This is a genomic window from Sphingopyxis sp. sgz302558, from assembly GCF_057220455.1.
The window spans coordinates 489,550-504,222 of sequence record NZ_JBXPUZ010000002.1 but is presented as its reverse complement, the minus strand read 5'-3'; the positions used below and the strand labels follow the sequence as shown (position 1 = coordinate 504,222).

Annotated in this window: 15 protein-coding genes and 1 tRNA gene; 8 read left to right on the top strand and 8 right to left on the bottom strand. The window is 63.2% G+C overall.

Annotation, left to right across the window (positions count from 1 at the left end; translation table 11 throughout):
* Window positions 1-147: 147 nt before the first annotated feature.
* Window positions 148-1,659 carry a replicative DNA helicase gene (locus tag AC2TC0_RS07885; RefSeq protein WP_484716957.1) on the bottom strand — a complete coding sequence of 504 codons (1,512 nt, stop codon included), beginning with the start codon at window positions 1,657-1,659 and terminating at the stop codon, window positions 148-150.
* A 116-nt stretch (window positions 1,660-1,775) separates the two neighbouring features.
* Between AC2TC0_RS07885 and AC2TC0_RS07880 the strand changes: the two genes are divergently transcribed.
* The 6 genes from AC2TC0_RS07880 to AC2TC0_RS07855 all read left to right on the top strand — a co-directional run bounded on the left by AC2TC0_RS07880 (window position 1,776) and on the right by AC2TC0_RS07855 (window position 6,213).
* On the top strand, window positions 1,776-2,261 hold the full coding sequence (locus AC2TC0_RS07880; protein ID WP_484716956.1) for a UPF0262 family protein: 486 nt from the start codon (window positions 1,776-1,778) through the stop codon (window positions 2,259-2,261).
* A gap of 4 nt (window positions 2,262-2,265) precedes the next feature.
* Window positions 2,266-2,949, top strand: coding sequence for a GH25 family lysozyme (locus AC2TC0_RS07875; RefSeq protein ID WP_484716955.1), 684 nt, complete (start codon window positions 2,266-2,268; stop codon window positions 2,947-2,949).
* Entirely contained in the window at window positions 2,949-3,401 is a 453-nt protein-coding gene (locus AC2TC0_RS07870; RefSeq protein WP_484717478.1) for a cytidine deaminase, read from the top strand. Before AC2TC0_RS07875 ends, AC2TC0_RS07870 begins: the two co-directional genes overlap by 1 nt.
* 41 nt (window positions 3,402-3,442) lie before the next feature.
* Complete coding sequence (gene dcd, locus AC2TC0_RS07865) at window positions 3,443-3,997, top strand: dCTP deaminase (protein WP_484716954.1); 555 nt, start codon at window positions 3,443-3,445, stop codon at window positions 3,995-3,997.
* A 112-nt stretch (window positions 3,998-4,109) separates the two neighbouring features.
* Complete coding sequence (locus tag AC2TC0_RS07860) at window positions 4,110-5,285, top strand: saccharopine dehydrogenase family protein (protein ID WP_484716953.1); 1,176 nt, start codon at window positions 4,110-4,112, stop codon at window positions 5,283-5,285.
* A gap of 127 nt (window positions 5,286-5,412) precedes the next feature.
* Window positions 5,413-6,213, top strand: a complete 801-nt coding sequence (locus tag AC2TC0_RS07855; RefSeq protein WP_484716952.1) for an acyl-CoA thioesterase — start codon at window positions 5,413-5,415, stop codon at window positions 6,211-6,213.
* Here the strand turns inward: AC2TC0_RS07855 and AC2TC0_RS07850 are convergent.
* The 4 genes from AC2TC0_RS07850 to AC2TC0_RS07835 form a co-directional block, all read right to left on the bottom strand.
* A complete protein-coding gene (locus tag AC2TC0_RS07850) occupies window positions 6,204-7,556 on the bottom strand; it encodes a sensor histidine kinase (protein WP_484716951.1) in 1,353 nt (450 codons plus the stop codon). The two genes, AC2TC0_RS07855 and AC2TC0_RS07850, sit on opposite strands and share 10 nt — an antisense overlap.
* Window positions 7,556-8,293, bottom strand: a complete 738-nt coding sequence (locus tag AC2TC0_RS07845) for a response regulator (protein ID WP_484716950.1) — start codon at window positions 8,291-8,293, stop codon at window positions 7,556-7,558. Before AC2TC0_RS07845 ends, AC2TC0_RS07850 begins: the two co-directional genes overlap by 1 nt.
* Window positions 8,294-8,415: 122 nt before the next feature.
* On the bottom strand, window positions 8,416-9,027 hold the full coding sequence (locus AC2TC0_RS07840; RefSeq protein WP_484716949.1) for an EF-hand domain-containing protein: 612 nt from the start codon (window positions 9,025-9,027) through the stop codon (window positions 8,416-8,418).
* A gap of 121 nt (window positions 9,028-9,148) precedes the next feature.
* A tRNA-Gly gene (locus AC2TC0_RS07835) sits at window positions 9,149-9,222 on the bottom strand.
* 154 nt (window positions 9,223-9,376) lie between these two features.
* Here AC2TC0_RS07835 and dinB point away from each other — a divergent pair.
* Complete coding sequence (gene dinB / locus AC2TC0_RS07830) at window positions 9,377-10,432, top strand: DNA polymerase IV (protein ID WP_484717477.1); 1,056 nt, start codon at window positions 9,377-9,379, stop codon at window positions 10,430-10,432.
* Here the strand turns inward: dinB and AC2TC0_RS07825 are convergent.
* From AC2TC0_RS07825 to AC2TC0_RS07815, 3 genes are read right to left on the bottom strand one after another with little or no spacing between them, the layout of a single operon-like run.
* On the bottom strand, window positions 10,425-10,886 hold the full coding sequence (locus AC2TC0_RS07825) for a hypothetical protein (protein ID WP_484716948.1): 462 nt from the start codon (window positions 10,884-10,886) through the stop codon (window positions 10,425-10,427). The two genes, dinB and AC2TC0_RS07825, sit on opposite strands and share 8 nt — an antisense overlap.
* Window positions 10,887-10,945: 59 nt before the next feature.
* Window positions 10,946-12,532 (bottom strand): peptide chain release factor 3, encoded by a 1,587-nt coding sequence (locus tag AC2TC0_RS07820; protein ID WP_484716947.1) that lies wholly within the window; start codon window positions 12,530-12,532, stop codon window positions 10,946-10,948.
* A gap of 60 nt (window positions 12,533-12,592) precedes the next feature.
* Window positions 12,593-13,678 carry a WD40/YVTN/BNR-like repeat-containing protein gene (locus AC2TC0_RS07815; protein ID WP_484716946.1) on the bottom strand — a complete coding sequence of 362 codons (1,086 nt, stop codon included), beginning with the start codon at window positions 13,676-13,678 and terminating at the stop codon, window positions 12,593-12,595.
* Between the two features lie 170 nt (window positions 13,679-13,848).
* Here AC2TC0_RS07815 and AC2TC0_RS07810 point away from each other — a divergent pair, with 170 nt between their 5' ends.
* Window positions 13,849-14,658: an enoyl-CoA hydratase-related protein gene (locus tag AC2TC0_RS07810; protein WP_484716945.1), complete on the top strand. Its 810-nt coding sequence runs from the start codon at window positions 13,849-13,851 to the stop codon at window positions 14,656-14,658.
* Window positions 14,659-14,673 lie beyond the last annotated feature (15 nt).

Here is a 14,673-nt window from a genome sequence, read left to right as displayed (position 1 = left end):
CATCGTCATCCCGGACTTGATCCGGGATAACATCCCACTGCCGCTTATTATCCCGGATCAAATCCGGGATGACGAAAAACTTGGTTCATCAATGATTGCGCACGCTGCTCTGGATTGCTTCGCTACGCTCGGAACGACGGCAAAAAATCACTCATAATCCTCATACGCCTGACTACTATCGGCCAGATCGGTGAATTTCGTCGTCCGCGCCTCAAAGTGCAGGCGCACTTTACCGGTCGAGCCGTGACGCTGTTTGGCGACGATCAGTTCGGCAAGGCCGAAAACACGCTCCATTTCCTGTGCCCAGGCTTCGTGCGCGGCGTGCACCTTGACATCGTCGCCCTCGACCGGCCGTTTGGGTTCGCGCGCGGCGACATAATAATCCTCGCGGAACACGAACAACACGATGTCGGCGTCCTGCTCAATCGAGCCCGATTCGCGCAGGTCCGACAGCTGCGGCCGCTTATCCTCGCGCTGCTCGACCGCACGGCTGAGCTGGGACAGCGCCATCACGGGAACGTTGAGTTCCTTCGCCAAAGTCTTAAGACCGCGCGATATCTCACTGATTTCCTGAACGCGATTATCGCCGGCTTTGCTCGTTCCTTGCAGCAATTGCAGATAGTCGACGATGATCAGGCCGATGCCATGTCGCCGCTGCAGCCGCCGCGCGCGGGTGCGCAGGCCAGCGATCGTCAGCCCCGCCGTATCGTCGATGAATAGCGGCAATGTCTGCAACCGCTGCGCCGCGCGGCTCAGCGACTGGAAATCATCCTTGCTGATTTTCCCCATGCGCAGCGCCTCGCCCGAGATGCCCGATTGTTCGGCCAGGATGCGCGTCGCGAGCTGGTCGGCGGACATTTCCAGACTGAAAAAGGCGGTTTTCGCGCCCATGTTTTTCTCGGGCGGGATGCCGTCTTCCTCGTCGCGGCGATAGCGCTCCGCCGCGCTGAAGGCGATGTTCGTGGCGAGCGAGGTTTTGCCCATACCGGGACGTCCGGCGAGGATGAGGAGGTCGCTGTCATGCAGCCCGCCAATCTTGGCATTCACGCTGGCAAGACCCGTGGTGATGCCCGACAGGCTGCCGCCCGAATTCAGCGCGCGTTCGGCGACATCCAATGCCGATTTCGTCGCTTGGGCAAAATGCTTCACCGTGCCGAGCTCCGCTTCACCCCCCGCCACGCGATAGAGCGCGGTTTCGGCCTCCTCGATCTGCGCCTGCGGGTCAACGCGCTCGCTGGTGTCGAGCGCGTTTTCCACCATCACCCGCCCGACGCCTGCCAGCTCGCGCAGCAGCGCCAGATCGAAAATCTGCCGCGCAAAATCACGCGCGCCGATCAACCCCGCACCGCTACCCGTCAATTGCGCGAGATAGGCCGTCCCACCCACGGACTTCATCGCCTCGTCGGCGTCGAACATAGGCTTCAGCGTCACCGGGTTGGCGACCATATTGCGCTCGATCAGCGCGGTTGCATGCGCGAAAATGCGCCCGTGCAATGGCTCATAAAAATGTTCGGGCGTCAACGCGACCGGCAAGTCTTCGGCGACTCGGTTGTCGATCAGCAGCGCCCCCAGAAAGGCCGCTTCGGCTTCGATATTGCGCGGCAACTGCGCAGCTTCGCCATTGTTGGCGGGCACGGGAAAGGGAAGGACATCAACCATGAATTCATCATGCGCCGGGGCCAGATGGGATGCAACGGGCGTGACCCGATTGGTTGGGGGAGATGTCGGGGATAAGTCCCTTGCCCTCGCCCTTTTCCTAGGCGAAGAGGCTGGGCGTGAACGAAGACCGCCGCATCATCTCTGTCGATCTCGACGAAACGACCATCGTCTGGCGCAATGCCGACGTCGAGCAGGAGCGGCGCGTCGCAATTTTTGATTTGCTCGAGGAAAACAGCTTCACCCCCGCGCGCCAGCATGACGATGGTTATGCCGGTCCCTATCGCCTGAAACTGCGCGTCGAGGAAGGACGGCTGGTCTTCGAAATTGCCCGTGAAAATGGCGAACTGCTGGAGGTGTTGATTTTGGGCCTCGGTCGCTTCCGGCGCCCGATCCGCGACTATTTCGCCATCTGCGACAGCTATTATCAAGCGATCCGCACGTCGACCGCGCAGCAAATTGAAACGGTCGACATGGCGCGCCGGGCGCTGCACAACGAAGGCGCGGAAATGCTGATTGAGCGGCTGGAAGGCAAGATTGCGGTCGATTTCGATACCGCGCGGCGGCTGTTCACGCTGATCTGCGTGCTGCATATCAAGGGTTGAACCGGTGAACACTGTGCTGCGCCGGGTGACCGCATGGGCGGTCTTGTTGCTGATTGCGGGCGGCGCGGCCCTCTGGTGGGCAGCGCGGTGGAAACCCGATCTGGTTCACTATCCCGAACAAGGCGTGTCGATCAGCGCCGCCAATGGCGATGTGCCATGGGGCCGGGTCAAGGCCGCGGGGGCGCGTTTTGCCTATCTCGCCGCCACGGACGGCGCGCGCGGCCGCGATGGCCGCTTCGCTGCCAACCGCGAAGGCGCAGCGGCGCAGGGCATCCGCAGCGGCGCCATCCACCGCTATCGGTTATGCGCCTTTGCGGCTGATCAAGCGGCCAATTTCATTCGCAACGTGCCGCGTGATCCCACCGCGCTGCCCCCGGCGGTTTGGCTGGAACTCGATGATGATTGCGCCGCCCGCCCCAGCCGGGCGCTGCTCCTGTCCGAACTCACTACCTTCCTTGCCCAGATTGAAGCCCATCTGGGTAAGCGCAGTATCATCGCTCCCAGCGCCGCGTTCGACGCCGAATATGGGGTCAGTCAGGACGTGGCGCGAACCACGTGGGTACGCGGATTTTTCTTCGAGCCCGATTATGGCGCCCACGACTGGACCCTGTGGCAGGCGAGCGACTATGTCCGCATCACCGGGGTCGATGGCACCGTCGGCTGGAATGTGGTGCGTGGGGAGCGATGATGGCGGATATTGAGACAAGAAAGGCGCTGATCGCAGCCGCGCGCGAAGCCGCTGCCCGTGCCTATGCCCCTTATTCGGGCTTTCATGTCGGTGCGGCATTGCTGCTGAGCGACGGCAGTATCGTGACCGGGGCTAATGTTGAAAATGCAAGCTACGGCCTGTCACTCTGCGCCGAAACAGTGGCCATCGCCAAACTCGCCAATATGGGCGCGCTGGCACAGGTGCGCGCCGTGGCAATCATCGGCGGACGGCCCGAAAGCGGAGCGCTTGTCGGTACAGAACCGGTGCATCCCTGCGGTCGCTGCCGCCAGATGCTCAACGAAGCCGCCGAACAGGCGCGCGCCGACATGACGGTCATCTGCACGTCGGGCGACGGCGGCGCGACAGCGACTTACCGGTTAAGCGAGCTCTTGCCGCACAGTTTCGGGCCGAAAGACTTGGGGCTGGCCTGAGGGGCTTGCGCTCGCCCGTCGCCGCCGCCACACCCACAGCCATGGCAATTCTTTCCGACAAATGGATTCGTGAACAGGCTCAGACACGCGGGATGATCGAGCCGTTTGTTGAGGCACAGCGGCGCGACGGCTGCATCAGCTATGGCCTATCGTCTTATGGCTATGACGCACGCGTCGCGCCCGAGTTCAAGATATTCACCAACGTCCATTCGACCGTCGTCGACCCCAAGAATTTCGACCCGCAAAGCTTTGTCGACATGCAAACCGACGTCTGCATCATCCCGCCAAACAGCTTTGCGCTTGCCCGCACCGTCGAATATTTCCGCGTGCCAGAAGATGTGCTGGTCATTTGCCTGGGCAAATCCACCTATGCGCGCTGCGGCATCATCGTGAATGTCACCCCGCTCGAGCCAGGGTGGGAAGGTCATGTGACGCTGGAATTTTCCAACACGACCCCCCTACCCGCCAAGATTTACGCCAATGAAGGCGCGTGCCAGTTTCTGTTCCTGCAGGGCAATGAGCGCTGCGAAACCAGCTACGCCGACCGCGCGGGTAAATATATGGGGCAGCGCGGAGTGACGCTGCCGCGGCTTTGATTTTGTGCCCCGCCCGCCCTGAGCTTGTCGAAGGGCTGTCCTTTACTTTGCAAAAGCGGAAAGAAAGAACGGCCCTTCGACAAGCTCAGGGCGAACGGTTGAGGAGAATAAGGTGGCTGCGAAGAACCGCGAATTCGATATCATCGTCTATGGCGCCACCGGCTTCACTGGCCGCCTCGTCGCCGAATATCTGTCCCAGCATTATGCCGGCCGCAAGGATGCTCCCAAATGGGCGATGGCGGGGCGCAGCGACGCCAAGCTCGCCGCCGTTCGCGACGAAATCGGCGCGCCCGCTGATACGCCGCTGGTCGTCGCGGACGCAAGCGATCCTGCCAGCCTCGACGCCATGTGCGCACGCACCCGCGTCGTGCTGACCACCGTTGGCCCTTATCAGCTTTATGGCAATGAACTGGTCGCCGCCTGCGTGAAAGCGGGCACGGACTATGCCGATTTGTGCGGCGAGCCGGGCTGGATGCGTGAGATGATCGATCTGCATCACGAGGCGGCGAAGGCATCGGGCGCGCGCATTACGTTCAGCTGCGGCTTTGACTCGATCCCTTTCGATCTCGGCGTCCTGTTCCTGCAGGCCGAGGCAGTGAAGCGCCACGGCTCCCCCGCCCCGCGCGTAAAGGGCCGTATGCGCAAGATGGCGGGCGGCGCGTCGGGCGGAACTGTCGCCAGCCTGACGGAGACGCTCAAAGCCGTAGCAAGAAAGCCCAGCCTCGCGTTGCTGCTCAAATCCAGCTTCGCATTAACCCCCGGGTTTGAAGGGCCGTCGCAGCCGTCGGGTCTCATCCCCGAATATGACAGCGCGACCGGTACCTGGACCGCGCCCTTCATCATGGCGCCGATCAACACCAAAAATGTCCACCGCACCAATTTTCTGCTCGGCCATCCGTGGGGCACAGACCTTGTGTATGACGAAATGGTGATGACGACCATCGGCGATGCGGGGAAAGCGATGGCGGAGGCGATGGCCAAGGCCAACCCGTTCGGCGAAAGCAAGTTGAAACCGGGCGAAGGGCCAAGCAAGGAAGAGCGCGAGAACGGCTTTTACGACATTCTCTTCATTGGCGAATGGCCTGACGGGGCGAAGCTGACCGCCAATGTTACTGGCGACCGTGATCCCGGCTATGGCTCGACGTCGAAAATGCTGGCGGAAACGGGCATCGCCTTACTGGCGAGCCAAGGTGGCGGCGGCGTGTGGACGCCCGGCGCGCTGCTGGGTGACGCACTGATTGCTCGGCTGACCGAACATGCCGGGCTAACGTTCAAGATTGAGGATTGACCCTTCCTATCCTTCAACCTGTCTGCCTTGAGCTTGTCGAAGGGCCGTCCTTTCCGTTGACTCAGGAGTAAAAAGGACGGCCCTTCGAAAGGTTCAGGATCGGTGGGCTGTTCATAGAAAATATTTGATGACCCACCCCTCCACCCTCGATGCTTTGCTCGCTACGCTTGCCGATGACGGCGATGATGTCACCGCTACCATCGACCCCAGCTGGATGCAGGGCCGCACCGCCCATGGCGGGATCAGCAGCGCGGTGGCGCTGGCGGCAGTGTTGCGCAGGCACCAGCCCGAACAGCCGCTCCGCTGTGCCCAGATCAGCTTTGTCGGGCCCCTCGGCGGCGATTGCCGCGTGGCGACACGCGTGATCCGCCAGTCGAAATCCAGCCTGTTCGTCGATGCCGGCGTATCGGGCGCTGACGGGTTTGGCACGGCGGCGTTGTTCACCTTCTCCCGCGCGCGCGCCTCGCACCTTGACCATGATCGGCTGGCAATGCCGGAAGCGGCAGCTCCCGAAATGCTGGAACCCATCCCGGCAAGCAAATATCGCCCCGAATTTACGCGCCATTTCGACATGCGCCCGACATCCGGCCCGCGCATCGTGACCAAGCAAGATAAGGCCGAGATGCTGACCTGGGTGCGCTTCAATGAAAATCCGGCCTGCCATCCGGCCGTTGCCCTGCTGGCGCTCGGTGACGCGCTCCCCCCAGCGGCCCTGCATTTGTTCCATGAATTTGGTCCGATCAGCTCGATGAACTGGACCGTCAATATGCTCGTCGACACCCCCACCACTGACGCCGATGGCTGGTGGCTGCTTTCGGCCACAAGTCGCTATGCCCGTGGCGGCTTTTCGGTGCAGGACATGATCATCTGGAACCGCGCAGGCCAGGCGGTGGTTTCCGGCAGCCAGGCGGTGGCGATTTACTGTTGACGCGGCAACAATATCTGCGCCTCCAGCCCACCTTCGGTCCGATTGGCCAGCAACAACGACCCGCCCTCGCCCTCGGCAACCATTTTGGCGATGGCCAAGCCCAGCCCAGATCCACCAGTGGCACGGCTGCGCGATTCCTCGCCGCGCGCGAATGGTTCCTGCAGCGCGTCAATTTTGGCCGGGTCAATGCCGGGGCCATTGTCGGCGATGACGATGGCTATCGCGCCAGCTGCCATATCCAACCGCACCTCGGCGCGTGTCGCATAAGCCAACGCATTATCGATCAAGTTGCGCACCGCGCGCGCCAGCAGCATTGCTCGCCCGACAAAAGCTGCGTCGTCGGCCCCGGCGATCCGCGACACGGCCAGCCCACGCTCGGCATATTCCGCGACCAGCGCATCGAGCCAAGGCCCCAGGCGGATGCGCGCCGGTGCCTCGACGCCCGCCCCGCTGCGCGCGACCGCCAATATGTCGTTCAGCATCGCCGCCAGTTCGTCGATTGACGCAATCATCTTGGTGCGCAGCGCCTCGTCATCCACCTGTTCCACGCGCACGCGCAGGCTCGCAAGCGGCGTGCGTAAATCATGCCCCACCGCACCGAGCATCCGGTCCTTATCTGCCAGCATGGCATCGATGCGCGCTCGGAACAGATTGAACGCTCCCATCAGGTCGCGGACATCGGCGGGACCACGCGGCGCCAGCGGTGCAGCGCGGTCGCCCGGCATCGCGCCGCGCACCGATTGCGTCAGTTCGTTGAGCGGACGCGACACGCGCCACGCAATCAGCACAATCGGCACCAGCAGGCCGAGGTAAAGCAGCAGAGTTTGTCCGATCAACAGCGCCGACAACCGGTCGCCCGTCTGGGGCGCGCGCCCTTGGACGCTGATCCAACGGATGCCGTCGAACACAACGACGACGGCGCGCGGCGGGATATAGGGTTCGCCCTCTGCCTGTCCTTCAACCGCCGCTCGGCGACCCGACCCGGCCATATGCCATGCCCGCACCGAACGCACAGCCACCCCATTTTCCGCCAGCAGATCGCGTACATGCTGCGCCAGCCGCGGGATTTCGCGCGCTCGGGGCGGACGTTCCGGGGCAATCAACGCGATCGACACGCGGCCGCGCTGATAGTCGCCTGGCCCAAGAATCGAATCTTCGCGCCGCTCGCGTTCGACCAGGTCATAGATGCGGGCAGCCGCAACACCGCCAACCTGTGCGACAAATTGCTCGCGCTGCGCCCGACCAAGCAACCACAAATTGGCCGATTGCGCCACAAACAGCGTTATCGCGACCGCCAGCAACAATTGGCCGACCAGGCTTTTGGGCCACAGCCGCACGCGCATCACCTCGCCTCGCCCACGCGCCGCACGTCGCACGCCAACGTATATCCGCCGCCCCAAACGGTTTTGACCAGTTTGGGATGTGTCGGATCCTCCTCGATCTTCTTGCGCAGGCGACTGACGAGATTGTCGATGGCACGATCAAAAATATCCGCCTCGCGCCCGCGCACCATGTCAAGCAACCGGTCGCGGCTCATCACCTGGCGCGGATGGCGCACCAACGCGTGCAACAAAAGATACTCGCCCGTCGACAGCTCGATCACTGATCCGTCCGGGCCAAGCAGCGTACGTTCGGCGTCGCGCAGCATGTACCCGGCAAAAGCATATCCGCTGGCGTCACCGCCAATGGGCACGCCCGCCGGAGCGGCTCGGCGCAGCACGGTGCGAATACGCGCCACCAGCTCGCGCGGGTTAAAGGGTTTGGCCAGATAATCGTCCGCACCCATTTCCAGCCCGACGATTTTTTCGGTATCCTCGGCCCGGGCCGTCAGCAATATCACAGGAATATTGGTGGTAGCGCGCAAGAACCGCGTCAGCGACAAACCATCCTCACCCGGCATCATGATGTCGCTGACGATCAGATCATAGTCATTGGCCGCCACCAGTACCCGTGCCTCCGCCGCCGATGCAGCGGCATCGACCAGGAACCCTTGCCCGACAAGATATTCGCCCAGCGGCTCGCGGATCGACGGTTCATCGTCAATCAACAGCAAACGGCACAATGGGACAGCGTCAGGCATAGCGTGCATGGCGGGTCGGCCAATACGTTAGAAATTGCAAGGGGCGGCGCGCTGCCCGAGGGGAGGAGCGAGGCAGCGCACCGCCAGTGTGCCGCCCGGGCCGTGGCGGCGTGGAGTGGGTTTTATTCGCCAGCAGATGTGGCAGCGGATCCGCCGCGGCGACCTTCGCCGCGCTTGCCGTGCACGGCGGCGCGTTCCTCTGCACTCACCTGCCCATCCTTGTTCGCATCAATACGGTCGAACCGGGCGAGCGCGGCGCTGCGCATTTCATCAAGCGTGATGGCCTTGTCGCCATTGGTGTCGACCATACCCAGCATATGGTGACCGCCGCCGTGACGCCGGTCGCCATGCTTGCCGCGCATTTCTGCGCCGCCGCCGCGACGTTCCGCGCGCGCTGCGCGGCGCTCGGTCCGCTTGGCGTCGCGTGCCGCTGCGGCGGCATCGAACTCGGCGCGGCTGACGCTGCCGTTACGGTCGGTATCGAGCGCGGCGAACATGGCGTTCTGACGTTCGGCGCGATGTGCAGCGCGGTCGCCATCATCAACCTTGCCGTCCTTGTTGGAGTCGAGCTTGGCAAACCGTTTGGCCACGTCAGCTTCAACTTCGGCACGCGTCAGCACGCCATTATTGTCGGCATCGGGGTTGGCGCGCGCAGCGCCCGGGGCGGGTGCGGCCAGCGCGGGGGCGGCAATAGCAGCGGCTACGGTGCCGAGCAGCAGCGAAAATTTCTTCATCACCTTTGGTCCTTGACTGCGGGCGAACAGCTGGGGCGCCGTCCGACGATGCCGCATCTAGGCTTCATATGTCCTGCAACTATGCCAATCGGCGGCAAGTTTGTCGCAATTTGTCGCGGGCTGGAGCGGGTAGCGGGAATCGAACCCGCCTAGCTAGCTTGGAAGGCTAGAGCATTACCACTATGCTATACCCGCTCATGTCCAAGCGCGCGGCGATTGCCAGCTTGGCTCGACGACGTCAAGCGTCGCGACCGCGCGATTGAGAACATAAACGCAACATGCTAGTCGGCGATGCGTGGACGAAGCCTCGGACCCTGGCGCATTTTCGCGCAAGATCATCCATGTCGATATGGATGCTTTTTTTGCGTCGGTGGAGCAACGCGATAATCCCGACCTGCGCGGCAAACCGGTCGCGGTCGGTGGGTCGGCACGGCGCGGCGTAGTGGCAGCCGCATCCTACGAAGCGCGCAGGTTTGGCGTTCGGTCCGCCATGCCCAGCGTGACGGCGGCACGGCAATGCCCCGAACTCATCTTCGTGCCACCGCGCTTCGATGCCTATAAGGCCGTATCGCAGCAAATCCGCGCCATATTTCGCGACTATGCCGACGAGGTTGAACCGCTATCGCTCGACGAGGCCTATCTTGATGTGACCGCCGACAAGGCCAGGCTGGGCAGCGCGACCGCCGCCGCCAAAGCGATCCGCGCGCGAATTCGGGCCGAAACCGGGCTTACCGCGTCGGCCGGCGTCAGTTATAACAAGTTCATCGCCAAGCTGGCGTCGGACCAGAACAAGCCCGACGGACTAACCGTCATCCGTCCCGATGCCGGCGCGGCATTTGTTGCGGGTTTGTCGATCCGCCGCTTTCACGGCATCGGGCCGGTAACCGCGGCGAAAATGGAAGGGCTGGGCATTTATTCGGGCGCCGACCTCGCCGCACATGACCTGGCGTGGCTCGCCGCGCATTTCGGCAACAGCGCCGAATGGCTGTACAATCTCGCGCGCGGGATCGACCACCGCTCTGTCAAATCGAACCGGCCTTTGAAATCGGTCGGGGCAGAGCGGACATTCGACACCGACCTGACCGACCCCGCCGACATTGTCGCCGCGCTCGACCATGTCGCAGCGGTCGTGTGGGACCGGCTGTCGGCGAAACAGCGGCAAGGTCGCACGGTGACGCTGAAGCTGCGCTTTGCCGATTTCACCACCATTACGCGGGCGAAGACCTTGGGCGGGCAAGTCGCCGATGCGCTCACGTTGCGCGGCATAGCCTTTGGATTGCTCGAGGCGTTGTTGCCGCTGGACCAGGGGATAAGGTTGCTCGGCGTGACGGTGAGCAAATTTGAGGGCGAGACAGAAGCCGAAGCCGGCGCCGCCAATGGCGCCGACTTGTTCAGCCTCACTTGACCGGTGCGGCGAGCGACGGGACGGCTTTGCGGAGTGCCGCTTTCATCTTGGGCGACAGCGCGGCAAAGCTGCACAGCTGCAGCTGTTCGTCGCTTTCCTGAATTTCTTCACGGTGCGGCGCACCGACGCGGTACAGCGCCCGCGCAGGGCCAACGGATTTGATGCGAAAATAGCCAGCGCCATCGAAACCGCCGAACTGCATCTGCGTAAAGCCATCGCCGACTGTCCGGGTCTGGGTGATCGGCTCCAGCTCTGCGGCCGGACCCATGCTGCCGTTGGGGCCGTAAAAATAAAATGCGCCCCACCGCTGACCGTCAAAGACATAGCCATAATGGGTGGTTGCACATTTCTGGCTCAGATCGGTCCAGAATCCCTTGGCGACCGGCAAACTGATCGCCGCTTGTGCCTGCCCCCAACTCGTCAGCAGCAAAGCGATTCCAAGCAACCTGCGCATGCCATGTCTCCCTCACCACTCGCGCTCATGGTGACGTCATAATGGCATCAGCGCAAGGCTCAGGCGAAGCGCCGCTCTTTCGTCGCGGTAAAGCGAATCGCCGCATTTTTCTGCGCAACATAGCCCAGTTCCCACGCGTCCTTGGCCATGAACACCGGCGCGCCGTCACGGTCGGCGGCGCTGGCACCGCGATGCTCGGATTGAAAGGCCTTGAGCGCGGCCGTATCGTCCGAAGCAATCCAGCGCGCGGTGTCCCACGGCGATGCCTCCAGCTTGGCCTCGACCTTATACTCCGCCTCCAGCCGGCTGATCAGCACATCCAGCTGCAACTGGCCGACCACGCCGACAATCATATTGGACCCGATCTCGGGGTAGAAGACCTGGATGATCCCCTCCTCCGCCATATCGTCGAGCGCTTTGCGCAACTGCTTGGTCTTGGTCGGATCAACGAGGGCAACGCGGCGCAAAATCTCGGGAGCGAAATTGGGCAGGCCGGTAATCGTCACGTCGCTGCGTTCGGACAGCGTGTCCCCGACCCGCAGCGTGCCATGGTTGGGGATGCCAATGATATCGCCGGGAAAGGCTTCCTCGGCCATTTCACGGTCCTGCGCCATGAACAGCATCGGGCGGCTGACCGCAATCGCCTTGCCTGTCCCCGCCTGCGTCAGCCGCATGCCGCGCGTGAATTTGCCCGAGCACAGCCGCATGAACGCGATGCGGTCACGGTGCGCGGGGTTCATATTGGCCTGCACCTTAAAGATGAAACCGGTCACATCGTCGCCCGCCGGGTCGACGGGCGCGGGTTCGGCGGGCTGCGGCTGCGGCCCCGGCGCATGCGCGGCGAGTGCGGCGAGCAATTCTTCAACCCCGAACAGCTTCAGCGCCGAGCCAAAGTATACCGGCGTCAGGTCGCCACCACGATAGGCCGCCGCGTCGAACGCGGCATAGCCCGCCGAGGCCAGCTCGATTTCCTCGTTGAACTGGTCGAGCGCGCGCGCATCGACATTGGCCGCCAGCTTGGGATCGTCGTGTCCCGCCAGTGCGATCCGCTGTCCCGCAAACTCGCGCGAAGCATCGTCGCCCGGCACGGCCAGCGAAGGATGGACCAGATCATATAGCCCGGAAAAAGTGCCCCCCATCCCCACCGGCCAGTTCATCGGGCACACATCCAATGCCAACCGGTCCGCCACCTCGTCCAATATCTCGAACGGCGAGCGACCCTCGCGGTCAACCTTGTTGACGAAGGTGATGATCGGTACCGAGCGCAAGCGGCACACCTCGAACAGCTTCAATGTCTGCGGTTCAATGCCCTTGGCGGCATCAATGACCATCACGGCGCTGTCGACGGCGGTCAGTGTGCGATAGGTGTCCTCCGAAAAATCCTCGTGCCCCGGCGTGTCGAGCAGGTTGAAGACCAGCCCCGCATGCTCGAACGTCATGACCGACGAGGTCACTGAAATCCCGCGCTGCTGCTCGATCTTCATCCAGTCCGACCGCGCCCGCCGCGCGGCCCCACGCGCCTTCACTTCACCCGCAATATGGATCGCGCCGCCCGCCAACAGCAGTTTTTCGGTCAGTGTCGTCTTGCCCGCGTCGGGGTGCGAGATGATGGCAAAGGTGCGGCGCTGGGGATGCGTGGCGGTCATGGTCGCGGGCGGGTAGCAGGCGCGCGCGACGGATGGAAGGGTGTTCGCCGTCAGCTGTGCTCACAGATCGAGCCGGTGCACATCAACGCCGATGGCGAACACCCGCTTGCCGCCGCCGTTGGGCAAAATCCGCACCTTGTTGACGGCCCGCCCGATCGCCACCGGGGTCCAGCTTGCTCCGCCGTCGCGCGTTTCAAATCCGGTATCGCGCGTTCCGACCCAGCCGCGCAGTTCATCGACAAAGCCGATGCCAAATTGCTGGATCCCCGGGGCCTCGACCAACGGCAGCTCGCGCCAGCTTTTGCCGCCATCGACGGTCTTGACGATGACCCGCAAATTCCCCCCCGCCTGGTCATAGCTCTGCACCGTTGCATAGCCGACGTCGCGGCTGGGCCAGCTCATTTTCCAGACATTTTCCATCGGGCGGCCCGAGCGCCACACCATCTTCCAGGTCACGCCGCCGTCGGCAGTCATCAGGATCATTGCGTCACCCTGGCCATCCGGCGCCGGGCCCGATGCAGCAACAAAGCCTGTCCGCGCATCATGAAATTTGACGTCAAGGATCATGCTCGCCACGTCGGACAAGTTGATGATCCGCCATGTCGTGCCACTGTCCTCTGACCGGAGCATCATCGCGGGCCCGCCCACACGCCCCGCCGCCGTCACGATATGCGCGTCGCGCAGCTCGCCCTGGAAAATGCGGCGCTGACGCACAATGTCGATCCCGCAAATCCCGGCAACGTCCGACACTCCAGCAACAGTTACCGGCGTCCAGCTTTTGCCGCCGTCAGCCGTGCGATACAGCGGCTGGGTATCGGTGACGCCGGGATAGTAATTGGTGCCGACATTGCCCAGATAGCCCACTTGATCATCGACAAATCCCATCGCGCGGATGAAGGTGCCGGGCTGGTCCCAGACTTTGGCCCAGCTGTCACCGCCATCGGTCGTCGCATAAAGTTTGCCCGCTCCATTGCCATACCAGCCGCGCTGAGCGTCGATGAAGCTGATGTCGTCCTGCTTGCCGCGATAGGGCTCGGTCGGCAGCTTGGTCCAGCTTGGGCCCTCCGCCCGTGCCGTCGCCGCCAGCCCGGCCAGCGGCAGTACCGCCATGCCAGCCACCACTTCGCGCCGCCCCAATTGCGTCATGTTGCTCTCCCCGGTTGTCATCACGCCATATCTGCTGCGCCAGCTGGCTGACAGATAGCCAAAATCGCCGACCGTCGTCTGTTTTCGACCAATGGCCCCCTTGCATCACTCCCGCAACCATGTCACTTTACGTTCACGTAAAGGGAAAGCCGCGCGAAGAGGAAGCAGCTATGACGACCCCAACCTTCGACACCATCAAGCTTGACGTTGCCGACGCCGTTGCCACGATCACACTGAACCGGCCCGATCGGCTGAACTCGATGCCCCCGGCGATGGCCGATGACATTCGCGCTGCGCTCGACCATTTGCCCGGCAACGGCGCGCGGGCGCTGCTGATCACCGGCGAGGGGCGCGGCTTCTGTTCGGGGGCGGATCTCGGCGGCGATCGCACCAGCAGCGAAGGCTCTGCCGTCGGCGGCGGAGCGCGCAGCCGCAACGCGCTGCGCCATCATTACAACCCGATGCTGCTGGCGCTGGCGGGGCTCGACATTCCGGTAATCACCGCGGTCAACGGCCCGGCAGCGGGCGTTGGCTGTTCGCTCGCGCTGGCAGGCGATTTCACGCTAGCGGGGTCGAGCGCTTACTTCCTTCAGGCATTCGTCAACATCGGACTGGTGCCCGATGGCGGTTCGTCCTGGATTTTGCCACGCCTGATCGGCCTGCCGCGGGCGATGCAGATGATGATGCTGGGCGAAAAAATCTCCGCCGCACAAGCCGCCGACTGGGGGCTGATTTACAAGGCCGTCGACGATGCCGCGCTGCTGGATGAGGCGCGCGCGCTGGCGGCGCGACTGGCCAAGGGTCCGACGGTGGCGCTCGGCACCATGCGCCGCGTGATCCGCCAAGGGCTGAGCCAGGACTTCGCCACCACGCTCGACGCCGAAGCCATGGGGCAATTTGCCGCTGCCGGCACCGCCGATTCGGTCGAAGGCGTCATGGCCTTCCTGCAAAAACGCCCGGCCAATTTTTCGGGTAAGTGAGAGAGCCAAAACGCA